The sequence below is a fragment of the Carnobacterium maltaromaticum DSM 20342 genome (genome assembly GCF_000744945.1).
GTDB classification, from domain to species: domain Bacteria; phylum Bacillota; class Bacilli; order Lactobacillales; family Carnobacteriaceae; genus Carnobacterium; species Carnobacterium maltaromaticum.
This window is the reverse complement of sequence record NZ_JQMX01000001.1, coordinates 109,739-134,289: the sequence shown is the minus strand read 5'-3', so window position 1 is coordinate 134,289 and position 24,551 is coordinate 109,739. Positions and strand designations below refer to the sequence as shown.

Annotated in this window: 24 protein-coding genes; 4 read left to right on the top strand and 20 right to left on the bottom strand. The window is 33.5% G+C overall.

The window, feature by feature from the left end; genetic code table 11:
- Positions 1–10: 10 nt before the first annotated feature.
- The 3 genes from cls to pdxS form a co-directional block, all read right to left on the bottom strand.
- On the bottom strand, positions 11–1,531 hold the full coding sequence (gene cls, locus BR77_RS00635; protein WP_015076842.1) for a cardiolipin synthase: 1,521 nt from the start codon (positions 1,529–1,531) through the stop codon (positions 11–13).
- Between the two features lie 156 nt (positions 1,532–1,687).
- Positions 1,688–2,263, bottom strand: coding sequence for a pyridoxal 5'-phosphate synthase glutaminase subunit PdxT (pdxT, locus tag BR77_RS00630; RefSeq protein WP_197537123.1), 576 nt, complete (start codon positions 2,261–2,263; stop codon positions 1,688–1,690).
- 5 nt (positions 2,264–2,268) lie between these two features.
- On the bottom strand, positions 2,269–3,159 hold the full coding sequence (gene pdxS, locus BR77_RS00625) for a pyridoxal 5'-phosphate synthase lyase subunit PdxS (protein ID WP_016356514.1): 891 nt from the start codon (positions 3,157–3,159) through the stop codon (positions 2,269–2,271).
- Positions 3,160–3,300: 141 nt separating this feature from the next.
- Here pdxS and BR77_RS00620 point away from each other — a divergent pair, with 141 nt between their 5' ends.
- On the top strand, positions 3,301–4,716 hold the full coding sequence (locus BR77_RS00620; RefSeq protein WP_035063727.1) for an aminotransferase-like domain-containing protein: 1,416 nt from the start codon (positions 3,301–3,303) through the stop codon (positions 4,714–4,716).
- Positions 4,717–4,819: 103 nt separating this feature from the next.
- On the opposite strand, the gene BR77_RS18930 is transcribed toward BR77_RS00620, so the two are convergent.
- The 6 genes from BR77_RS18930 to BR77_RS00595 form a co-directional block, all read right to left on the bottom strand.
- Entirely contained in the window at positions 4,820–4,972 is a 153-nt protein-coding gene (locus tag BR77_RS18930; RefSeq protein WP_015076847.1) for a hypothetical protein, read from the bottom strand.
- A 60-nt stretch (positions 4,973–5,032) separates the two neighbouring features.
- Positions 5,033–6,346, bottom strand: coding sequence for a tryglysin-associated MATE efflux transporter WgkD (gene wgkD, locus BR77_RS00615; RefSeq protein WP_016356516.1), 1,314 nt, complete (start codon positions 6,344–6,346; stop codon positions 5,033–5,035).
- 52 nt (positions 6,347–6,398) lie between these two features.
- Complete coding sequence (wgkC, locus tag BR77_RS00610; RefSeq protein ID WP_035063726.1) at positions 6,399–6,716, bottom strand: PqqD family peptide maturation chaperone WgkC; 318 nt, start codon at positions 6,714–6,716, stop codon at positions 6,399–6,401.
- Entirely contained in the window at positions 6,709–7,839 is a 1,131-nt protein-coding gene (gene wgkB / locus BR77_RS00605; protein WP_016356517.1) for a radical SAM/SPASM peptide maturase WgkB, read from the bottom strand. The genes wgkC and wgkB overlap by 8 nt, the downstream gene beginning before the upstream one ends.
- A gap of 515 nt (positions 7,840–8,354) precedes the next feature.
- Entirely contained in the window at positions 8,355–8,987 is a 633-nt protein-coding gene (locus BR77_RS00600) for an EcsC family protein (protein ID WP_035063725.1), read from the bottom strand.
- A gap of 335 nt (positions 8,988–9,322) precedes the next feature.
- Entirely contained in the window at positions 9,323–10,642 is a 1,320-nt protein-coding gene (locus tag BR77_RS00595) for a 6-phospho-beta-glucosidase (protein ID WP_035063724.1), read from the bottom strand.
- Between the two features lie 253 nt (positions 10,643–10,895).
- Here BR77_RS00595 and BR77_RS00590 point away from each other — a divergent pair, with 253 nt between their 5' ends.
- Complete coding sequence (locus BR77_RS00590) at positions 10,896–11,648, top strand: MurR/RpiR family transcriptional regulator (protein WP_010050799.1); 753 nt, start codon at positions 10,896–10,898, stop codon at positions 11,646–11,648.
- Positions 11,649–11,708: 60 nt separating this feature from the next.
- Here the strand turns inward: BR77_RS00590 and BR77_RS00585 are convergent, their stop codons facing one another.
- The 7 genes from BR77_RS00585 to BR77_RS00555 all read right to left on the bottom strand — a co-directional run bounded on the left by BR77_RS00585 (position 11,709) and on the right by BR77_RS00555 (position 18,548).
- The gene (locus BR77_RS00585) at positions 11,709–12,176 is read right to left on the bottom strand and encodes a universal stress protein (protein WP_015076855.1); all 468 of its coding nucleotides are present in this window, start codon (positions 12,174–12,176) and stop codon (positions 11,709–11,711) included.
- 155 nt (positions 12,177–12,331) lie between these two features.
- Positions 12,332–12,796, bottom strand: a complete 465-nt coding sequence (locus BR77_RS00580; RefSeq protein ID WP_010050794.1) for a universal stress protein — start codon at positions 12,794–12,796, stop codon at positions 12,332–12,334.
- A 109-nt stretch (positions 12,797–12,905) separates the two neighbouring features.
- On the bottom strand, positions 12,906–13,157 hold the full coding sequence (locus BR77_RS00575) for a hypothetical protein (protein WP_016356518.1): 252 nt from the start codon (positions 13,155–13,157) through the stop codon (positions 12,906–12,908).
- Positions 13,158–13,382: 225 nt separating this feature from the next.
- Entirely contained in the window at positions 13,383–16,004 is a 2,622-nt protein-coding gene (locus BR77_RS00570; protein ID WP_015076856.1) for a cation-translocating P-type ATPase, read from the bottom strand.
- Positions 16,005–16,232: 228 nt separating this feature from the next.
- Entirely contained in the window at positions 16,233–17,123 is an 891-nt protein-coding gene (locus BR77_RS00565; protein WP_015076857.1) for a GNAT family N-acetyltransferase, read from the bottom strand.
- Positions 17,124–17,448: 325 nt separating this feature from the next.
- On the bottom strand, positions 17,449–18,078 hold the full coding sequence (locus BR77_RS00560; protein ID WP_010050789.1) for a nitroreductase family protein: 630 nt from the start codon (positions 18,076–18,078) through the stop codon (positions 17,449–17,451).
- A gap of 29 nt (positions 18,079–18,107) precedes the next feature.
- Entirely contained in the window at positions 18,108–18,548 is a 441-nt protein-coding gene (locus tag BR77_RS00555; RefSeq protein WP_202882771.1) for a MarR family winged helix-turn-helix transcriptional regulator, read from the bottom strand.
- Between the two features lie 207 nt (positions 18,549–18,755).
- On the opposite strand from BR77_RS00555, the gene BR77_RS00550 reads away from it, so the two are divergent.
- Positions 18,756–19,235, top strand: a complete 480-nt coding sequence (locus tag BR77_RS00550; protein WP_015076859.1) for an RNA polymerase sigma factor — start codon at positions 18,756–18,758, stop codon at positions 19,233–19,235.
- Positions 19,236–20,204 carry a sigma factor regulator N-terminal domain-containing protein gene (locus BR77_RS00545; RefSeq protein WP_015076860.1) on the top strand — a complete coding sequence of 323 codons (969 nt, stop codon included), beginning with the start codon at positions 19,236–19,238 and terminating at the stop codon, positions 20,202–20,204.
- Positions 20,205–20,287: 83 nt separating this feature from the next.
- On the opposite strand, the gene BR77_RS00540 is transcribed toward BR77_RS00545, so the two are convergent.
- From BR77_RS00540 to phnC, 4 genes are all read right to left on the bottom strand, one after another.
- Complete coding sequence (locus BR77_RS00540; protein WP_035063723.1) at positions 20,288–21,850, bottom strand: bifunctional metallophosphatase/5'-nucleotidase; 1,563 nt, start codon at positions 21,848–21,850, stop codon at positions 20,288–20,290.
- A 65-nt stretch (positions 21,851–21,915) separates the two neighbouring features.
- Entirely contained in the window at positions 21,916–22,707 is a 792-nt protein-coding gene (gene phnE / locus BR77_RS00535; protein ID WP_029451093.1) for a phosphonate ABC transporter, permease protein PhnE, read from the bottom strand.
- Positions 22,704–23,492 carry a phosphonate ABC transporter, permease protein PhnE gene (gene phnE / locus BR77_RS00530; protein WP_010050783.1) on the bottom strand — a complete coding sequence of 263 codons (789 nt, stop codon included), beginning with the start codon at positions 23,490–23,492 and terminating at the stop codon, positions 22,704–22,706. Before phnE (BR77_RS00530) ends, phnE (BR77_RS00535) begins: the two co-directional genes overlap by 4 nt.
- Positions 23,489–24,286: a phosphonate ABC transporter ATP-binding protein gene (gene phnC, locus BR77_RS00525; protein WP_010050781.1), complete on the bottom strand. Its 798-nt coding sequence runs from the start codon at positions 24,284–24,286 to the stop codon at positions 23,489–23,491. The genes phnE (BR77_RS00530) and phnC overlap by 4 nt, the downstream gene beginning before the upstream one ends.
- Between the last annotated feature and the right edge of the window lie 265 nt (positions 24,287–24,551).

Genomic DNA, 24,551 nt, shown 5'->3' with positions numbered 1-24,551 from the left:
CGGCTTTTTCTTATAATATCGGCGTAAATAAACTAGCCAGTGTTTCTTTTATTTTTTGGCTTCTTGATTTATTATTTAAGCTTTCTACTGTATTTAGCTGACTTTCTTTCAAATCATTTTCAAAATCCATTTTCATTTTATTAATGGCTTCAGACGGCTCATAAACAAAAACCATTAATTCATGATTTAAGCGGAAACTACGAACATCAAAATTCGCCGTTCCAATTGCAGCTCGTTTTCCATCGATAATCAATAGTTTTCCATGAATAAATGAATCATTTCTATAACTATAAACCTCTGCACCAGCTTCGGTTAAGGTTTTTATATAGGCGTTACTGCCATGAAACGATAAAGACATATCTGCTTTTCCTGGAATCAATAATTTTACATTAATCCCACTCATTGCCACACGTCGTAAAACAGCCAATGATTCTTCATCGGGAACTAAATATGGGGACATAATCCATACAGATTCATCTGCAGAGTCAATTAAATCTAGCAAAGCATCACGAATTAATTTTTCTTTATCATATGGACCACCATAAACCACTTGAATCCACTCATTTCCAACAGAGTCTGATTTCAAATAACGCTTAACTCCTTCATCACTTATAAACTCAGAGGCTGCATTTTCTCGATTCTCCATATAAACCCAATCATATAAGAACGCTTCTTGAAGCTCCAGTACACCTTTTCCTTCCATTTTCAAATGCGTATCACGCCAAAAGCGAAATCGTTGGGTAATACCTAAATATTCATCGCCTACATTTAAACCACCAGTAAAACCAATGTCGCCATCAACCACAATTATTTTGCGATGATTTCTCAAATTAGCAGTTCGAGCAAACCAAATTGAATAAATAGGATCATATGCGTATAAATGAACCCCAGCCTCGACTAACGGAGCTAAAAATTCTTTGGTTAGCTTCTTCGAACCAAACCCATCATATAAAAAACGAACGGTTACACCCTCCTTAGCTTTTTCAACTAAGATATCCCGAATTTCAGTGGAAATAGTGTCTTGTTTAAAAATGTAATATTGAATATGAATATGGTCTTTAGCCCCTTGCAAAGCCTCTAGTATCGCTGAAAATGTTTCCTGACCGTCTGTTAACAAAGTTAGACGATTGCCTCTCATCGCATGAATGCCAGTTAAAGCTTCAATCCGCTGAGATAATTTTGGCGTTTCATTCGGTTCAGATTCACAAGATACCTGATGAATTCTTTCAATCAATTTTGCACGTTCTACATTTTGATTCGTAGAAAAAATCCTATTTTGTGGATTTCTACCAAAAAATAGATAACTAATCACTCCAAAAACAGGAATAACAAAAATAATGGCAATCCAAGCTACTTTAGAATTTGTACTTCTTTGGTCTACTAGTAACAAGCGCAGACCTATAAAAACACCTAGCAACTCAATTCCAAAACTAATTAAAAAGAATAGTTGCTGAGACCACGAGCTAAGAAAGTAGGCTAAACCTATGGTTAAACTAATAATTATTACTAATTGAATACTTTTATTTTTCATATTCTCCTCCAATAGCTAAAACAGCCAATTTAAATCTACCAATTTCTATTGTATTTTACTACGAAGCAAAAAACAAATTTAGCCGCTAAATCAAGGTCTAAATTTAAAAGTGATGTATGTATCAGAATAGGGATTATTTTGATCCCTATTCTTAATTTAGTTCGATTGTATCTTCTCTATAAAATAATTCATAACTTGGAGATTATCCGTTAATTCAGGATGAAAACTAGTAACCAAAACCGTTTTGCTTTCAGCAGCAACCACAGTCCCTTCGAAACTTGCTAGAACAGTGACACTATCCCCCATTGAACGAATATAAGGTGCTCTAATAAAAACAGCTGGTATATCTGTTTTTATTTTTTCCATCCAAACTTGAGTTTCAAAACTATCTTTTTGACGACCAAATCCATTCCGCTCTGCCTCAATATCTATTATTCCTAAGCGAACTTCATCGAATTGAGTTTGTTCAGTCTTCTTGCCACACAATATTAATCCTGCACAAGTGCCAAAAATATACTTTCCTTCTTTAGAAAATTGTTTAATCGGTTCAATCATTTGGTTTGATCTTAGTAACCGTCCAATCGCTGTTGATTCCCCACCTGGAATAATTAATCCCACTAAATCATATAAGTCAGTTGGCTTTTTTACAAGAACAACTTCTACACCCAACTGCTCTAACATTTTTTGATGCTCTGTTATCGCTCCTTGAAATGCAAGTATGCCAATTTTCAACAATTTTACCAACCTCTTTCTTGCATTCTTTCCGTTGCTGGAATTTGGCTGATATCAATCCCTTTCATAGGTGTTCCCAATCCTTTAGATAACTCAGCTAATAATGCATAATCTTCAAAGTGAGTTGTTGCTTCAACAATAGCTCGCGCAAATTTTTCTGGGTGCTCCGCTTTAAAAATACCCGACCCCACAAAAATACCATCTGCACCTAGACTCATCATTAATGCTGCATCTGCTGGCGTAGCAACACCTCCAGCTGCAAAATTAACTACTGGTAACTTGCCTAATTGTTTCACTTCTTTAATCAATTCATATGGAGCACCAATGTCTTTAGCGAAGGTCATTAATTCATCTTCATTTTTGCCACTTAAACTACGAATTTGTTGATTGACTTTGCGCATATGTCTAACAGCTTCGACAATATTTCCAGTTCCAGGTTCTCCTTTTGTACGAACCATTGACGCACCTTCCCCAATGCGACGCAATGCCTCTCCTAAATCACGACACCCGCAAACAAAAGGAACCGTATAACTAGATTTTAGTAAATGAAACTCTTCATCCGCTGGAGTTAATACTTCACTTTCATCAATGTAATCCACTCCCATAGCTTCTAAAATCCGAGCCTCGGCAATATGTCCAATTCTCGCTTTAGCCATTACTGGAATACTTACAGCTGCCATCACCTCTTCAACAATAGTTGGATCTGCCATTCGAGCTACTCCACCTGCTGCACGAATATCTGATGGAACTCTTTCTAATGCCATGACAGCTACAGCTCCTGCTGCCTCAGCAATTTTTGCTTGCTCGGCGTTGATGACATCCATTATTACGCCACCTTTTTGCATTTGCGCCATCCCTCTTTTAACTAGTTGACTTCCAATAACTTTTTCTTCCATCATATACAGCCTCCTTTAATCTTCCTTTTATCATAAGCAATTCTTTTATAAACCTCTACACCCAATTGGATTGTTTTTTACCCATCCAATTCTAATTTTATGCTATACTTATCCTAAAATTAGAAATAGGCGGGTGATTCTATGTGGGACTTAAGTCTTTATCAATCTAAAAAAATTCCTCTTTATCAAAAAATCATGCTCTTAATTCAGGATGGGATTAAAAATGGAGAGTTAGTAGCAGGAAGCCTGTTGCCTTCTGAAAGAAAATTGGCTCAACTCTTACAAGTAAACCGTTCCACAGTTATTCGAGCATTTGATGAATTAAGTGATCGAGGCATTCTCATTCGAAAAAAAGGCAGTGGAACCTATATAAATGCTGAAAAATGGGGCTTAAAAACACAACCTATCATTAATTGGCAAGCAACTGTTAGTCCGCTAGGAGATATGGAAAGCTCTTTTTATCAAAAGCAAGTAGAACAGATAAAGCAAACACAAATTTCTAGTTCTTATCTAGATTTAGGCAATGGCGATCTACCAACAGATTTATTACCGGCCTTGAAAACACCTGAACTTTCTTGGAGTCAGCTTATTCAAGAAGAAAAAGAGCTTTATTCAAATGAGTTAGGCTTAACTTCTCTTAGAAAAAGCATCCAAAGTTACTTAAAAAAAACCTATCATTTAACAGTTCCTTTGTCTGAAATTTTAGTCACATCTGGAACGCAACAAGCTTTATTTTTAATTACACAAGGATTACTAAAACCTGGCGATACAGTGGGGATCGAAGCCCCTTCTTATTTTTATTCATTAAAACTCTTTCAAGCAGCTGGCGTTCGGCTTATTCCACTGCCAATTGATAATGACGGTCTTCTTTTAAATCGTTTAGAAGAATTAAACTTAAACTTTCCACTTAAAATGATTTTCTTAAATCCTATTTTTCAAAACCCAACCGGCTCAGTTATGAGTTACGAACGCAAAAAAAAGTTGTTGGATTATTGTAAATTAAAACGTATTTTAATTATTGAAGATGATGCCTATGGTGGGTTAGCTTTTTCACCCACTGTTGATACAAGTCCAATCAAAAAAATCGATCAAGACCAACAAGTCTTATATGTTGGTTCCTTATCAAAATTAGTCGGGCAAGATATTCGGATTGGTTGGATGGTTGGACCTAGCACGATTCTAAAGCAATTAGCAAAAATTAGAAGTCAAATTGATTCTGGCTTAAGCATACTGCCACAACTTTTAGCCGACAGCTTTTTAAAAAATGACCAACCTACTCAACAAGAACACTTAAAACAAACGCTTAAAACGCGTGCTCATGATTTAGAAGAATGGCTGATGGGACGCTTCGGGGAGGAAATTCGTTTTCAACCTGCTAAAGGTGGATACCATCTTTATACCTATTTTCCTTACTATTCAACTGCGCAATTTTCTCAGTTGCTTCAAGACTTGTTAAATGAAGGAATTTTTGTAGCAGAAGGTCGCTTATTTGGTGAAAAACAACAGGCTATCCGCTTTAGTTTTGGACACTTTTCAACTCAATTTTTTCTGTCTTAAACGTTTACTCTGTCATTTTAAAAGATAAATCGCACATTTTTCAATCGTTATATTGCGTTATTAAAATAGATTTCCATCCTAGATTACCTAAGTTGGAAATTTTTCATTTAATTCCTAAGACTAAACTGTCACGAGCTGCCTCTACAACATCTGTCGTAATTAAGCTTAGTTTATTTATTTTAAGAATACGCTCAATCTGAGAAAATAGACTTTGTAAAATTTGAAAATGAGACTTTTTAATTGTCTCATAAATCATCGTTTTAGATATTAAAGTAACTCAAAATTGATTGTTACTTTAATATCATTTTATCCCAAGTCATTTATCATCAACAATCTTTTTAATTTCTAATCTATAGAAAATGGTAAATAAAATGTACAAAACTAAATAATTACATGCTAACATAAGAAGAATTATAATCAAATTCAATCCGTTTGCTTGTTTTAAATAAATTAATACACCAAAAACAAACAAATTAACGACTCCTGTAATTGCCAATGCTAATTTTTCTTTCCCAACAGCTTGTAAATTGAATTTTGCTACTTCAAAGAATGGTTGAGCCAAAGATGTAAATAAAACGATTAGCAAAATGGAACTTGCTGTTTCGATTACCTCAGGCTTATTTGTAAAAAACGCTATTGAAAGTGGACGTATTACATATAAGACTGTTGCGATTATGGTATAGAAAAATAAAATTATTAGTAAAGCTATTATTGGAAGGTTTAGCAACTTTTTTTTATTTTTTTCGGCCATATACTCTCCTGTTAGAACAACGACCCCACTACAATACATAAACATAGGGGTCAAACATAGATCAACTATTCTACGACAAACACTATAAGCTGAAAAACTAACAATTCCTAATCTTGCTAATAATGCTGTTACTCCAACATTAAAAATTGACCCTTCAAGTATTTCCTGAGCAAACAATGGAATACTTTTTTTTAATAAAAATAATTTTTTAGAACTTTTTATCGTACGTAGTGCATTCAAGTCTTTGCGTAAAATAAAGAAATAACAACAAATTTCAAAAAATTGCGTACATGAATTTGCTAAAGCAATTCCAACAACACTATATTCATTATTATTAAAAACAAAATAAACTAGAAACAAGGAGCTTAAAATTTGAAATATTGAACCCATAGCACCAATCATTAAAATATTTTTGGTTTGTTTCTTTACTTTCATTTGATTTGATAGTGAAAAAATAATCATATTAAACAAGATTTGAAACGCTGAGATTTGTGCGTAAAATACAGCGATTGCTAATACTTCATTTTGAAAACCATAAAGAATTTCTAGAAAGGAATGGCTGAAAAAGATAATAACTACTGTTGAAATGCCTCCAATCAATAAATTCAATTGAATAATGGACTTAAAAAAATTCTTAAACATTTCAGGATTAGATAATCGAATTCTAGAAGAATAAATATTAAAAGATAGACTACCAACGCCCAAAATTCCAATCAGTGAATAAATAAACGTATTCACAACTTCTGTTGCTGCAATAGCATTAATGGAAATCCGACCAATAATTGCAGCTAATAATGAACTAATTACAATTGAAAAAAAGTTATTAGCAACTAACGGTAATGAAAAATGATTAAGTTCTTTCGCTATATTTTTATTCATAATTTTCCTCTCATATCATACTACTAGTAATTGAGCGCTAATAAAAAAGTATTTATTTGAATGGAGGTAATTCTAAATATATATCATTGTCAATTAAGTTATGATAGATAATATTTTTAAGTGGGAAATTATCTAAAAACGATAAAACAATTTCACGGCATTCATTTTTTTCAATTTTATATTCGTCAATAAATATATTAACAATAGTATCTAACTTACATTTTTTTGAAACTAAATATAGAATATATGCACCTGTTACATTAATATGGAAGTATTCTAATTTTATCGGATCAAAACAAATATAAAAATTTTGCTCCCTTAACAAAGTTAATCTTTTTTTACCTTCTATATAAAATAATTTTTTATCCACTTATAGATACCTCACTCTCATTCCAAAAACAAGTTAAATCTGATCCATAAAGTGAACCATCTAGCTCTAAAGCTGTGCATCTGCAGCCCCCACCACACCATTCATGAGGACAGAGAGAGCATTTTCCTGTTAGTGATTCAAAACTAATTTCTCTTAATTTTTTAAACACCTCAGAATCATTCCAAATTTCACTGAATTTTTGTGTTTTAACATTACCTGCAATCAATTCCTCGATTCCATTCATCAAGTCGCACCCATAGACATTTCCTTGATGTGATATAGAACAGGCTTTAACTCCAGCTTGACAAGATACTTCTCTTTTAGAAAGTTTTTCAAAACCTTCTAAATCTTGTCCCCAAGCGCTTAATAAGTCCAGTCGATCATAGTGTGCTAACGGAAAATAATGAGTCCAAAAAATATCACTCTCATTTGGTGGCACGATTTTAAAATTCACCTTAAATTCATTTTTTTTCATTAATTCACTTAATTCTAGAAAAACAGGATACCAATTCTCTTTGTCTGTTAAAATACTTGCATCTGATGCTCTTCCAGTGGGACAAACTACCATCACTGACATATGCTCAATTCCTAATAGATCATTTAATCTAATTGTCTTTATTAAATCATTTACATTGTTTTTATTTAATGTAAATAATGTAGACACAGGTAAATTATATCTTTGCAAATGTTTAATACCATTTATTGCTTTTTTAAAACTACCTCTACCTCTACCTCTACCTCTAACGCAATCATGTCCCTCTGGCGAATAACTATCTATTGTTACACAAATTCTGTCTAAATTAAGTTTAGATAGCTGTTGAGCAACTTTATCATTAATTAATGTTCCATTAGTATTTAATACTTTCGAAAAATTATATTTATTAAAATTTTCAATAATTTTGAGCATATCTTTTCGAGCAAAAGGCTCCCCACCAGTTAAAGCTACCCTATGAACGTTCATATGATGTAGCTCCATAAATAATTGATCTAATTCTTCTACAGTCATCTCACCTTCTTTGCTAGCAAAAGGCCCCGATTCTGCTGAACAATAGTCACACTTTAAATTACAACGATTTGTTACTGCTATATCGATTAAGCACGGACTATCATAATATTTTCTCATCGTTATCTAATCCCCCTGTAAATAGAAATAAAGGATAGCAGCAAAAGCATGCTATCCTATTTTTATTAATTTTTACCCCAATTAGCGCTCATTACAACAGTTGGTTTTTCAAATTCTTTTTTCTTCATTTGTTATTCCTCCTCAAGTTATATTTAATCATTTAAGAAAGCTCAAATATTCACAATAAGATTAAAAAAAAATGAGACAACTTTATGTTCCCTAATCTAATTCTAACATAAAAATTTCATTCAAACAATAATTATTAAATATGTATATCGAAAATTTTTTACTTTTTCTTAAGTATCTATCATATTTATCTTACTATCATTTTTCAGAACTTTAAATAAAAAGAATACTATTATAATTAAATTTCAGATTTATTTTAGAAAAAAGGAAGAAATATGCAATATAACAGTTGAAGTATGTGCAATTTATTTATTGAAGTCACAGTTTACTCTCATAAGCTAACCAAAAAAAGCTAGAATTCGTTTATTACTATACGAATTCTAGCCTCTCTATTCCTGAATAAACATGCGAATAGCGTTTTTTCCAATTAAGTTTGTTGAAACACCATCGATTGTTCCACCAATTACACCGCCTGCCAAAGGAACTAATTTAGCCAAACTGACAGCGCCTTTTTCTCCAAATTTTACTACTAAAGTAAAACCAATTTTCTGATTCAATTTTAATAAAACTGCCGATGGAATTTTCTGAATACCCATCAAAGCCGCTTGATTCCCAACACGAATCCCTGTTGATTTGACTACTTCTGCCATACTTGTACCGACTAAACATAGATAAACAAACGTCCGAACTTGATCAGATTTCAAATCATAGCCGCCCATAACAGCAAGCGCAGCTATCATTTGTAATTGAATCAACAATACCGCGGATATATTTGCAGGCATAGCGACTGGTAAAGTCAGCAAACCACCTAAATTTGTTACAAATCCAGTTGTCATACTTTTACCATTTTGCATTCTGATTAAAGCTTGAGCGCTTTTCTTTACCGTTTTATGCTTCGTTAAATAATCTTGTGCCAATGATTCTGCCGAAGTCATGCCTGGCATACTTCCATCTATTATTTTGCCATATGCCCAATCTAAAAGGCTTAATACTTTATTCTCAGTTAAAGCTTGAACTGCCATTCTAAGTACCTCCTACTAAAAGAATCTGACTGCTAAATTCTTTTTATTATTTTACTCTTTAATCAGAAATCTGACATCCGCCTTAAGTCTGAGTATTTATCGTAAACCAACATTCTAGGATCACAGTCCATCTTTGATGGATGTGTATCATGTTTCTAAGTTGCTAAAGCAACAAGAACCTCTGTATACCAACATTTTAGGATCACAGTCCATCTTTGATGGATGTGTATCATGTTTCTAAGTTGCTAAAGCAACAAGAACCATGATAAAGCAAGCAAGAACCATGATAAAAAAGCAACCTAAGAATTAATTCTCAGGTTGCCTCTATCTTAAATTTAGTTAAATTGTGGTAAATATTGTTTATGAGCCTCTAACAATTCATCCATCACCTGTTTGCCTTCGTTTCCACTAGTTATAAGTGGATTCGTTGTAAAGGCTTGTAACAGTGTACCATAGTCTCCAGTAACGGCTGCTTCAATTGTTAATTCTTCCATAGCTTTCATTAATTGCAATAAACCACGTTCTGCTGGTGCAAATCCGCCAAATTGGAACGGAACAGGACCATTTCCAGTAATCATACAGGTTACTTCTACAGCAGAATCAGCTGGTAAATCAGTAACAGTCCCATTATTTTTAGTACTGACTGTCATAATTAAACGTTTGTCATTGTAGATAGAATTGATAATGTTACATGCAGCATCACTATATCTTGCTCCACCACGTTCTGCCAATTGTTGCGGTTTGTGGTCTAATTCAGGATCTTTATACAGTTCAAATAGCTCTTTTTCAATTGCTTTAACTTTTTCTGCACGTGTTCCATTATTTTTAAAATCTTCTAATTCATCTTTCAACATTTCATCTGTCATATAATAATACATATGGTAAGGACATGGCACCATGTGTAAGTTCTCTACTTGTTCAAAAATCAAATTATTATCTTTAATATTTGCTACAATACTCTTACCATCTGCATCTTTTCCATACATTTTTGCAATCAATTCATCCGTTAAATCCTTGCCTTGATTATCAACTACTGTATGCCAATGTAAACGATTAATTCCTGCAAATTGGAAGAACAACTCTTCTTGTTTGCGCCCTAGAATTTCAGCCTCTTCAACTTCAGCATTGACAGGAATATTACATAAACCGACAACTTTATCCCATTTTCCATAACGCAACACAGCTTCTGTAACCATACCTGCAGGATTTGCAAAGTTGACTAACCAAGCATTAGGACAAAGTACTTTCATATCTTCAACAATATCAAGAATAACAGGAACTGTTCTAAGTGCTTTAAATATCCCACCAGCTCCATTCGTTTCTTGGCCAATCATGCCATGACTTAATGGAATTCGTTCATCTAAAATACGTGCATCTAGTTGACCAACCCGTAATTGAGTTGTCACAAAATCAGCATCTTTTAAAGCTGACTTACGATCTAATGTTAAGTGAACTTCACAGTCAATCCCAGCTGCTTTAAACATTCTTTTTGCCATTTCACCAACGATATTTTGTTTTTCTTCTCCAGCTTCTACATCAACTAACCACAATTCAGTTAATGGCAATTCTTCATAACGTTTGATAAATCCTTCAACTAATTCAGGGGTGTAACTTGAACCGCCGCCAATTGTAACAATTTTCAAGCCTTTTTTCATTATAAATTCCTCCAGACATTGTCTCTAAGTTCTTTACTTCTCCCTAAGTATACCTTGATTTTAACAAAAATAAAGGGCTTTCTAAGTGATTGGAACTTATCTTAGTCATTAAAAACTCGTTACATTTAAGTAACGAGTCGTTACGTAAACAATTTAAAACAACCTTAAATTTATCTATTCAGCTAGACATCAACTTTTAAAGAGTGTATTGTAATAAAGGAGATACTCATCCCTATATTGGAGGCTTAAAAGCATGCTATTTCTTGATAAAACACCCGACCTAACTTCATTAGATTTAACTTTATATAAATATATTTCTGAACATTCTGAGGCTGTCACAAAAATGAAAATCCGCGAATTAGCAGAAGCTACCCATACTAGTACTACTAGTATTTTACGTTTTTGTAAACAATTTGAATGTACTGGTTTTTCAGAGTTTAGAATTAAGTTGCAACTCTATTTAAAAGAACAAAAACAACTTAAAACGTCTTCAAAAATTAGCGATGAAACGAGTTATATTGATTTTTTACAACGAACAACCGAACCTTTTTATCAAAGTAAAATTAAAGAAGCCGTTGATTTACTTAAAGATAAAGAATTAATTTTATTTATTGGAGAAGGCTCTTCTAACGTAATGGCTTTGTATGGTGCACTCTACTTTTCATCTATTTTCAATATGGCCTTGCATATCGAGGATCCAACCAATCACCCTGTTGACTTTTTATCGTCTTCCTTATCCGATAAAGTTTGTATTGTAGCTTTATCAGTTAACGGTGAAACTCCCGAGATTATTCATTATATTAGCCATCTTAATTTTAGTAAAAGTTCCGTTTTATCAATTACAAACAGCTCAAAATCTACAGTCGCACAACTTTCAGATGTAAATATTCCTTATTATATTACGAGAGAAGTAAAAAATACTGCTGATATTACCTCTCAACTTCCCGCCCTTTATACGATTGAATACCTTGCTAAAGCAGTTGGAAATCAACTAAAAAAAGACTGAATTCATTAGAAAAAGTCGCTTTATCCAGTAACATAACATGGATAAAACGACTTTTTTTACTTATACCTTATTTTCACTATTCTTTCGAACAACTAATACATCACAACTGGCCTCACGAATCACATAACTTGAAACGGATCCCATAAAAAATCGCTCTAATGCATTTAAACCTGTAGCACCGATCATAATTAAATCAATTTTCTTTTCCTCAGCTAGATCTTTAGCTATGATCCTTTTAGGTGAGCCATACTCAATTGTATAACTTACATTTTTAACACCTAACTCTTTAGCTGTCTTGAGATAATCTTCCATATTCCCTTTAACTTGCTCACTAATTTGAACAATCACTTGTTCATTAATTAATTCCTCTGAGCCTGAAAAACTTTGAAAAGCAATTGGGTCAATAACCTGAACTAATAACAAAGTTGCCTCATTACGGATTGCAACCTGGACAGCTTTTTGAAAAGCTAACTCAGATTCAGTCGAACCATCAATTGCTACCAAAATATGTTTGTATTCCTGTTTCATTTCAGTTCACTCCATTCTTGCTAAAATCTTTTTATAGGTTAAGTGTACACTAGATGATTCATAAAACCCACTGAAAACCTTTTTCTCTTCAACATAAAAAGAACAAATGCCAGAATATAAATCGACATCTGTTCTTTTTTTAACTGTCGGATTTTTTAAAATTGAATCGGTTGATTTTCTAAATCTGTCCGAACAACTAATACATCACAACTTGCATTTTGAATAACATAGCGTGAAACAGATCCCACAAATAAGCGTTCAACAGCATTTAAACCAGTCGCACCTAGCATAATCAAATCAACTTGATATTCTTTTGGAACATCTTTCGCAATCAAAATTTTAGGGGAACCATACTCAATTAAATACTGAAACTCTTCAACCCCTTGTAATTCAGCATATTTTTTGTATTCTTCTAGCGTTTCTTTAACTTGATCTGTGACATTTTCAGTAATTAAACCTTCATACCCTGAGACACTTTGAAAGGACATTGTATCAATTACATGTAGTAAAAATAGACTTGACTGGTTCCGATTTGCAACATGGACAGCTTTTCTAAAAGCTGCTTCCGATTCATCAGATCCATCTACAGCGACTAAAATTCGTTTATATTGTTGTAACATCGTAACCACTCCATCCATTTTTTAATCAATCGCTTTCATTTCCTATAGTGTACACGATTTTCAAAAAAAAAAACATAAAAATGCTCGTTTATTTCAGACTAAAATCAGCTTACTCTGTTAATAACATTTCTTTAGAGCAACTTTTTTTCTTTAAATGCCACCCGTCATCTAAGAAATCAATAAAAGTAATTGTATCTATTCCAGAAACTTTTTTTAAAAATAATTCTTTGACTTCTTCAATCGATAGTTCCTCTTCGATTACAATTGTGCGGGTAATTTTTTTTAATTCTCTAAAATTACTTAATGGTTTAAATTCAATGATATAGATAAAAACATCTGCCCAATTTTCTTCAATTTTCATAAATTTTTAACTCCTCAATTTTTCATTATATTTTGCTTTATTCCTTGTTAAATACACACTCAACTAAATTCTTATTAACTTAAATTTTAGCATGGCCACTCTATTTTGTCGTGATTTAATTTTTACTAAATATGCAAAAAAATTAAAAGCAATCGTATGTATCCATTGATAAACTTCAATTAAATCAAAAAAGTTGCCCCTAATTTGAAGGCAACTTTTTCTTTATTATTTTTTTGTAAAAAAGTTTTTTTGAATTTCAACGAATACAAGAGGTGACATGGCTAACACAAAAGAAATAATCCAGTGCGTTAAGCTCATTGGCACTAAAAAGAAAATCGTTGCTAAACTAGGAATTAAAGCTAAACCTAAAATAATTAACATTGATCCAAGTGCACTATAAAACAGTCTAGGATTAGATAAAATACCCACTTTAAAAATGGATTTATCACTTCGGACATTGAAGATATGCGCAACTGATGACCATGCTAAAATCACAAATGACATCGTCATTCCTACTTCATAACTTGCCCCAATACTGCTACTAACCGTCACAAATTGACCAATATAAAAACCAATCAAGGTTACAATTGTAAAGACTACAGCTTGCGTTCCAACTTTCTTGCCTAAACCATTTGCGAAAATACCAGCATCTTTACGAATCGGTTTTCTATTCATAATATCAGCATCTGGTTTTTCAAGGCTTAACCAAAATCCTGGAATACCATCTGAAACAACGTTAATTAATAATAATTGTACGGCTACAACTGGAACTCCCCAGCCTAAAATTACCGCGATTAACATGATGAATATTTGTGAAAAATTCGTACTTAATAAGAAATAAATAGTTTTACGAATATTTTCATAAGCTGTTCGTCCTTCTGCAACTGCATCAACAATTGTAGCGAAATTATCATCCGTTAAAATCATATCCGCAGCATTTTTAGAAACATCTGTACCTGTAATTCCCATTGCAATCCCAACATCTGCCGCTTTCAATGCAGGCGCATCATTGACTCCATCACCTGTCATTGCAACAATTTCACCATTGGCTTGCCAAGCTTGAACGATTCTAATTTTATCTTCAGGACTGACACGAGCATAAACGGAAACATCTCGAACTTTTGCTTCTAATTCAGCTTGGTTCATCTTATCCAAATCTTGCCCAGTAATAGCTAAATCACCTTCTTCTAAGATGCCAATTTCTTTTGCAATAGCTGATGCAGTCACAATATGATCCCCAGTAATCATGACTGTCTTAATCCCAGCTTTTTTAGCTGCTAATACGGCAGGACGACTTTCTGGTCGTGGTGGATCAATCATTCCAACCATACCTAGAAAGATTAAATCATGCTCTAAAGCTTCTGCGGTTAATTCTGTTGGCATTGTATCAAATGTTTGATACGCAGCTGAAATAACTCGCAGTGCATCTTCAGCAAACTCATCATGAACCCGTTTAGCTTCATTTAATAATTCAGGGCTAAAGGTTACTGGAATTCGATCAAAGGCTCCTTTGGTAATTGCTATATATCCATTATCAGTTTTATGAATAGTCGTCATCAATTTACGCTCTGAATCAAATGGCAATTCAAAAACACGGGGGTACTTTTCTTCCAAACTCGCTTTGGTAATGCCTTTTGCTTGTAGTAAGCCGATAATAGCCGACTCCGTTGGATCGCCAATAATTTGTTCCTTTTCCTCAATCAATTCAACTGTCGCATTGTTCGAAATACTCAACAACTCTAATAATTGATTTTCTTCATTTGTGAAAAGTTCATTAACTGATTTAGGCAACGCATTAGCTGCCCAAATTTTTTGAACTTGCATTTTATTTTGTGTTAGCGTCCCTGTCTTATCTGAACAGATGACAGAGGTGTTTCCAATTGTTTCTACAGCAGGAATACGGCGAATAATCGTATTCTTCTTGACCATATTCTTAACACCATACGTTAGTGTCAGTGTTACAATAACTGGTAATGTTTCAGGAACAGCTGCTACTGATAACGAAATAGCTACCATCAACATCTCAATCATTGTTTCACCATGAATCAAAACACCAATTCCGAAAATTAAAATTCCAGCAACTATAGCTACTAAACTTAAACGTTTAGCTAATTCTTTTAAGCGGATTTGTAAGGGTGTTTTTAACTTAGTTGTATTGTTGATTAAACTGGCAATTTTCCCCATTTCGGTGTCCATACCTGTTTCAACTACTATCGCTTTTGCACGTCCATTGGTCACTAAACAACCCGAATAAACCATATTTAAGCGATCTCCTAAAGGTACATCTTCCGTTATAGTCAAATTTCCGTCTTTTTCAACAGGTAAACTTTCGCCTGTCAAAGCGGATTCTTCTACTTGTAAACTGCTACTTTCAATAATTCGTGCATCTGCTGGGACTAAATCTCCCGCTTGCAACTCAATAATATCTCCTGGTACTAATTCTTTGGCGTCAATCGGTTTTCTGACACCACTTCGAATCACTGTGGTTAAATGAGCATTCATATTTTTCAGAGCATCTAGTGCCTTTTCCGCACTATTTTCCTGATAAATCCCTAGAACTATATTTAAAACCACAATAGCTAAAATAACAATTACTTTAGCCCAACCATACCCAGTTGTTAAAGCTAAATACGCTGAAATAGCTGCAGCAACTAACAAAATAATTGTTGTGATTTCAGCTAAGTGATGTCCTACCTTTTCTAAAGTAGTCTCCTTTTTACCTTCCTCAAATTCATTTGCACCATATTTCTTTTGTTTTTCCAAAATGCTTGCATCATCCAAGCCTTTGTCTTCATTTGAACCTAATTTTTTCACGATCTCATCAATTGATTCCTTAACCCATAACATAGTATTACCCCCTCTGACAAAATACTACAGTTCTCAAAAGCACACCTCTTCATAAAAGTAATCCTTATTGAAATCTAGTTCACCAGTCTATTCTTTAGAAACTCTTTTGAAGCAGTCCTCTACATTAGATTACACTATTTTAAAGCTCTCGTAAAACAAGAACCTCCCAAACTTAAAAAAGAAAGTTCAGTTATAATTTACTTCATTCATTTCTTATTTAAATTGACATTATGCATGAGAAATTTGAGGAAATTTAAACTGACTCGGCCAGTTCCTTTGAAGAGGTTTAACAAATAAAGTATCATCATTATCAACGGATGGTGTTACATCAATTTTATCCATCCAATCTTCATCTGGCATAAAATGAAATTCTACTTTTTCAAATGTAAATTCTTGTTCAATTTCGTGCAAAAACTCATCTAGTTTAAGTTTTCCAGTCGTCAGAATATCAAAAATATCCAATTTACCTGCTTCACAGCTTGCTAAAATAATACTATCTAAAGAAGGTAGATAATAAATAGCATCTGCTAATGCTGTATGATAATAAAACCATTCTAGATGCTCCATAGTTAAAATTTGGAACTCTTGATTTATAGATACTCTATTAGCTATTAACCTTTGGATAAGCTGATGATGTGCTTGATTTTGACTGTCTACTTTTTCTACTGAACTTGAATTTATTTTCTTTTCCGACTGATAATTTAGAGTATAACAACTTTCAATTTGCTTTTTATAGCCAAATTTTGGATAAAAATCTAAGACTTGTTCATTTGCAAATAAGTAAAATCCTCCCACTTTATCTTGGTAATCTGCTTCAATTTTTTTTATTAATTCACGAATTAACCCTTGATTTTGATAGTCTGGATGCGTCATGACTGTGCCAATTTGAATCATTGGATAGCTCTCACCTTGATAACGTATTTGCATATGGTTGATGGAAACATTCGCGATAACTTCATTTTTAGCGAGGTAAGAATAACATTGATAGTTTTCGTTCCATGCTCCAAGTTGATACCAAGCCTCAAAATTAAAGCCGTATGTTCGTTCTACAAGTTGGTTAAAAGAATTTCGATAGTGTTCTTGTTCTTTATAATCTTTGATAAATTGATAATCTTTCATTGCTTTTCCTTTCTTATTCCTAAATTTATACTCATTTAAAAAACAATATTGCTTCTTAACTCTACTGCAAAATGTAATTATTTTTAAATTAACTATTTATATTGCTTCCTTAAAATAAACTATTCTCTTTTTTTAATTGAAGTTATTTTATTCATTTGAGAAGCGTTTCATTTATTATACCAAATTATCGTTTGAATTGACTGATAAGTTTATTAGATAGGAGGAAACTATAAAAAACAGTTCGCTACACTTTTAATTGTAGCAAACTGTTTTTCTTCAAGAATTTAATGTCTAAGCCAACATTTTTAAAAATTAAACAACTTTTTTATTTCCAAGTCGTAAATTTTTCTATTGGCAAACGAATAGAATCGTAGCCTGTCTCAACTGCTTTTCCTATTGAAACAATCATTACTGGTACATAACGTTCAGGGTCTAAATCAAGTGCTTCCGCTAGTTGATCTGCTTCAAATCCACCAATAGGATTCGTTTCATATCCGTGGGTACGTGCTACAAGCATCAATTGCATTGCCGCTAAACTGGCATCAATTTGAACGATTTCATTCATTTTCTCTTTTGATAAATTTTGATAAAGAGGCATAATAGCAGCTAATTGTTGCTCTTTAACTTCTTCCATCATTTTTCCTTCTGCTACTGCTGTCTCATAAATTTCTGGTCCATATTCATAGCATTCTAAATCTCCAAAAATAACAATCATTGCTGCTGAAGTTTCATTTTGACGAGTATTAAAACGGACTAATGGATGTAGTTTAGCTTTTGCTTCATCACTTTCCGCCACAACAAACCGCCATGGTTGCATGTTCACAGATGATGGTGCCAATGTTGCTTCGGTCAATATTTCGGTCATCTCTTCTTTTGATATCTTGACTGATGGGTCGTAAGCTCTCACTGATTTGCGTCCTTTGATGACTTCTTTTAAACTCGTATTTGTTTTCATTTCATTCGCTTCTTTCTATTCTCAATTTTTTAATTTATTGTACTGATATTTTGAGAGATTTTCTCTACTATCCCTGTTAATTCTTTTCTTTGCTCGTTAGTAATACCTTGGTATACTTGTTCTAATGTGTCCACAGTCTTTGATTGGCAGGCTTGCATTCTTGTTAATCCAATAGGAGTAATTTGAACATAAACTTCTCTATTATTTTGAGAATTACGTTCTCGAACGATGCACTTTTCTTCCTCAAGTTTCTTTAGATGACGCGTAACAGCAGCTGGATCAATCTTTAATGCTCTCTGTAAGTCACCTTGTAAAACTCGTTCTTTTTTCGCCAAAATATGCATTATTTCATAACGAGTTAAACTGCATTCTGTTCTTTTCTCAAAACAAAGGTTCATTTGATTGCTTAAATTTTTTAATAAAAAAAATAGCTCTTCTGATTGTTTTTCTTGATTATTCACCTTCTTCATTCCTTTCTTTTGATTAGTCCATAAATGACTCGTCCATCGTTGACTTGTCAATAGTAACTCAATTTGATAAAAATGGCAACTAAATTATTTATAATTAGATAACTTTTTTTGAGAAAAGCATTATTTCACCTGAAAACAAATAAAGTCATATAAATTTTGCAACTAAATTTAAATTCGTTCGTTTTATTTATGAGAGGAGTTGAAAATGTGAAAATCTATCAGTATGAAGATAGGTTAATCCAACTGTCAAAAGAATTGATTTTTTATTTGATTAAAACGGGTTCTACTAAAGAAGATGCGCAAGATATTGCCCAAGAAGTCTTTGTAAAAATACTTGAAACCGAACTTATCCTTCCAGTGGATAAGGTTAGAGCTTGGATGTACCGCGTTGCTATTAGAAAGTATTTAGATTTATATCGACGTAAAAAACGTTATTCTGAAATTATTGAAGAAAATTTTTTATCTTTGCCTAATTGGCAACTTCAACCGGAACAAAATGAACTTCTATATACCGCTTTAAATCAATTAGATCCTTCTAGTGCTTCTTTATTAATTATGAAATACGAACAAGAACTCTCTATTAAAGAAATGATGAGCATTCTAGATGCTAGCGAAAGTAAAATAAAATCAGATTTATTTCGCGCACGAAAAAAATTAGTTCAAATCCTTGAGAAAGAAGGCTATTAAATGGAAAACACTGACAATTTAGATCAACAATTTAAAACTTTAGCTCGAAAAACGAAGAGAAAGCGCTGGCTAATCACGATTTTAATTTCGTTCATCGTCTCACTTTTTGTAGTTTTTGGCAGCTATAAGCTAACACAATTTTTCGCTAAAAAAAGTTACCTCCAATTAGATCAACAATTTGAATTGGTTGCTGATGTTGCCTCTCCAAATATCCATTCTGATTCACGTTACATTTCTTTGAGTAATGTATTGGGCGGTACCCTGGTTAGTAATCGCTACAAAAATGTGAATGGCTATCAAATTCCTTGGGAGCAAAAACAAGGCAGTTATGATTGGATTACTTACTCAGCAGATAGCGGAACAGATGCTGTTGTTGAAATTTCCAATGATCAACAAATAGTTGGTTATAGAAATAAAGCAACTCGTAACAAAATTCCAGTTTTCTTCAATCCGCATGCAAAAGACTCTTTGATTCCAGCTTCAAATGAGGCCCAGTCTTTAAAAGACATGCCTAATCATCTAGCTGAAGTTGGGATTACTTTTGATAAACCTTATACCTATCAAGAAATTCAAAAAATGATTCCAAAAAACTTATTAATCAACTGGTATTGGATTGGAACAAACGCTCATTTCGATACAACTGTATTAAGTTCTTATCTAGGGATTAACGCTAATGAAAAAAATGGTTCTTTAACAAAAAGTGACTATAACCACTTCATTAAACAATTGAATAAGGCTAATAAACAGATGGGTTATCAATTAAATAATGATGCTGTTTCTTACTCTCTTTACGAAGATGGTGTTGCTGTTACTGAAGAACACTCAACTCTTGAGACAGCTAAATTTAGCGGAATTATTTTAAGTGGTTCGACCGAAAACTTTAAATCTTTAGAAAACAAACCATGGCTTTATGCTTCATCTGTTGGTATTGTCATTGAAAAAGTTCCTTTTATCCAACCAACTAAATAAAAGAACCTCAACAAACCAATAGTTTATGATGCTATAACAACAAGAAAAGAGCCAAACTGAAAAATCAGCGTGGCTCTTTTCTATTAATCAATAATCACATGAAAGTTTTGGTTAGTTGTTGCTTCAATGACGGGATGCTCAACTAAATAATCGGCAATTAATTCTGTCATATCGGTTTGGACTTCACGAATAATCTTACTTGCATCATACATACCGTAGTCTCCACCACCTACTGCTCGATATTGATTAGCGGTAACTTCAAGACTATCTGTTGGTCGTACTGGCTGACCATGATACATTAATTTTTCAATACGTTGACCAATTGGATTTTTTACGTTAATCGTATAATCAACGCCTTCATACATATCATAGTTATAGTACTGCGGCTTAGGATTAATGAATTCTGGATTAATCCCTATTGATCCATCCTTTTCTATTTGGAAAAAGGCAGCAGATCGCTCTAAAGCGGCTTTTAAATCAGCACCAGATACATTTAAAACAGCTAATGTATTCGGATAAATGTAATTTGTAACTACATCTCGCATTGTAATGATTTCTCCAAATCCTTTTCCTTCATTATTAAACAAGGCGGTTCCTGAAATATCCGTTCCAGTAGCTGCCATTTGCACTTTCTGAATAAATTCGACATATGGATGCTCAACCATTCTCGCTTGATTAGAATCTTTAATTGTCATATCTCCTGAAACTTTTCCTAATGGTTGATCCAACCAATCTTCAACTTCCTCAGAAATTGAAGCAATTTGCTTCATAATGGTTTCATCTGGCAAAGCCTCACCTGTTGCAACCAGGCTAGCTTCTCCGGTCTTGACTTTAAAACCAGTGGCGTTTTTTTCTAAATCTAATTTGATTTCTCCCACATATTCTCCACGAAAGCCAGGTTGAATTACAGGTACACCATTAATTTGTGTCGCAATTACGCGGTGTTGATGTCCAGTAATTAATGCATCAATTCCAGAAACTTCCATCAATAATTGATAGGCTTCATTTTCACCGGTTAGTACTTCTGTTGGTTTTCCTGTTTCTAAATCTTTTTCAAACCCACCATGGTAACTAACAATCACTACATCAGCTAGCTGGCGTAACTTAGGCACATATTCTTTTGCTGTTTCAACAATACTTTTAAAGGTTAAGCCTTTAATATGATCAGGGTGTTCCCAATTTGGAATGTATTGAGTTGTCAAACCAAGAATAGCTATTTTAACGCCCTCTTTTTCAATAATTTCATAGGCATTGCCAAATGCAGGCTTTCCTGCCTCATTGAGTATATTGGCACAAATAACAGGATAATTCACAGCTTGGATTGCTTTTTTTAAATAATCGGTTCCATAATTAAACTCATGATTTCCTAACAAACCGACATCGTAACCAATTGTATTTAGTGTCGCCATCAAATCAGTTGGATCTTCTGTTTTACGTCTTTTAGCAATATAATAACTTAACGGTGAACCTTGGATAAAATCGCCATTTTCAATTAAAATAACTGGTCCTTGGGCTTTTTTTTGTTCCTCTTTTAAAATCGTCGCTACCTTGGCAACGCCAAAAGGTAAATCTTGCTGACGACTGCCAAAATTACTCGGTAGAATATAGCCATGCAAATCGCTTGTTGCTAAAATTGTTAATTCCATTTTTATTTACTCCTCCAAATTTATTTAGAAAAGAGAGGCTGAGACACTAGTTCTCAACCTCTTTTTTAAACTAATTTTTTCCGTAAAGCTCCTGAAATCAAATCGATACAGGTAACCATTACAATAATTCCAATTAAGATAATCCCCACACGATCCCATGAACGCGCATCAATAGCAAAAATCATCGGTGTTCCGATTCCTCCAGCTCCAACAATCCCAAGAATAGAAGCTGAACGAACAGCCAATTCAAAGCGGTATAGAGTATAAGAAATAAATTCAGGAACTAACTGAGGCAATGTAGCAAAAAATAGCACATTGACTTTGCTTCCGCCAGCACTAGTCACTGATTCACCAGGACCTTGATCCATGTTCTCAATTGCTTCGCTGTACAGTTTTGCTAGCATCCCGATAGAATGAATACTGACAGCTAAAACCCCTGCAAATGAGCCCGGTCCAACTGTTTTGATAAACATAATAGCTAGAACAATTTCTGGAAATGTTCGAATTGCAGTTAAAACGAATTTCCCACTAGTTGAAATAACTCGGTTGCTTTTTTTGTTCCGTGCTGCCCAAAAAGCAAAAGGTAAGCTTAGGATTGCCGAAATAAAGGTTCCTAAAAAAGCAATGGCAATAGTTTGAATTAACATACTAATTAAATCTTCTCCATCACCCGTATAAACATATGCCCAATCAGGATGAAACAGACCATCTAGAATCGATTTCGTTACCGTTCCAGCAGAATCTTTAATCCCATCAAAAGACGTTCCAGTGAATGCCCAGAAATAAATAAGTGCAATCATAATGATCAATGCGGCTGTTTTGTATCTATTTTTCTTTGGTTGAGTTGGCAACATTATAGTAATCTCTCCCTTAACTTGTTACTGATAGTATCGATTACTAATACCACCGCAAAAATAACTAAGACAATAATCGCAGTTCGATCATATCTGAATTGACTTAATGAACGTTGTAAATAAATTCCAATCCCACCTGCTCCAATATAACCTAATACGGTTGAAGCTCGGACATTAATTTCAAATGCATACAATAAATAACTAAAAAAATGACTACTTACTTGTGGAAAAATAGCATAGCGAATAATTTGCATTTTATTAGCGCCAGAGGCTGTTAAAGCTTCAACAGGTCCTTCGTCAATGGTTTCAATTGCTTCGTAAAAAAGTTTTGAAATCATCCCAAATGAGAAAATTGACAAGGTAATAATACCGGCTACAGGTCCAATTCCAACAATTGCCACAAAGACAGCGGCTAACATTAAATCAGGAATTGTACGAATAATATTTAAGATAAAACGCAAAATACCATTGATAAATTTATTTTTTACAATCGTACGTGCGGCTAATAATGAAAACGGTAATGCGACAATTGCACCAAAAGTTGTTCCTAAAATAGCCATACGAATGGTTTCTAGTAAGGGTTCAATCACAACCTCAACATAGCTCCAGTCAGGACTAGCCATTTTTTTCAAAATAACTGTCATTTGGTTTCCATTGGTAAAAAGCTTGGACATATCAACGCCAGACAAATTTGCACTATAGATAAAAGCAACTAGAAATAAGCCTAACCAAATTAAGTTTTTTAGCTTACTTTTTCCTTTTGGCAATAAGTTGGATTCTGTGTTCATACAACAGCCTCCTCATTTGCCTCAAGTATTTTCTCGCCATATATCCCGCGTAAGGTTTCATCTGTCGCCTCAGCAACGGAGCCATCAAAGACAACTTGACCATCACGTAACCCAATAATTCTTGAACCATATTGGCGTGCTAATTCAACCGAATGCAAGTTAACTACAATTGTAATACCTAATTCTTGGTTGATACGACTTAAATCGTCCATCACCTTTTCTGTTGTTAAAGGATCCAAAGAAGCAACAGGCTCATCCGCTAAAATAATCTTCGGCTCTTGTGTTAGTGCTCTAGCAATTGAAACACGTTGCTGTTGTCCGCCAGATAATTCATCTGCTCTGGTATAGACTTTTTCTGCCAAATTAACCCGTTGTAAAGCTTCATAGGCTAATTGTTTATCTTCCTTAGGGAAAAGACCAAACATAGTACTAAGTGTTGAATGATACGCCACTCGACCAGTTAAAACATTTCGTAAAACACTTGAACGTTTTACAAGATTAAAGCTCTGAAAAATCATTCCAATATCGCGACGGATTAAGCGCAAATTCTTTCCTTTAGCGCGAGTGATTGATTGTCCATCAATTTCAATATCTCCAGAAGTGATTTCATGCAATCGATTTATTGCTCGTAACATCGTACTTTTTCCAGCACCAGAAAGACCAACAACAATTACAAATTCACCTTTTTCTATCTCAATATTTAAATCTTTCAAACCTTGAACACCATTAGGATATACCTTACTCACATTCTTAAAAGAAATGATTGATGTCTTTTGTTCTGCAGTAGCTGCCATTCTGCTTGGTCCCCCATCTATATAATAATTATTAATATGAATTTTCTGCCTATCAGCAAGATAAACTCAAAATCATTATAACAAATTCTCCGCCATCAATCAGTACATTTTTAATTATTTCTGACATTTGCTAAAACGTTTTACGTAAAACCTTGATTCTATCAAGTTAGGTAGATTTAAAATGGCATTTAAGGATGTAAATTTAGATAATTCTGAATCTTTAGAGGTAGACTAACTTTTGAATTTTCACTTACTTTGCTACCAC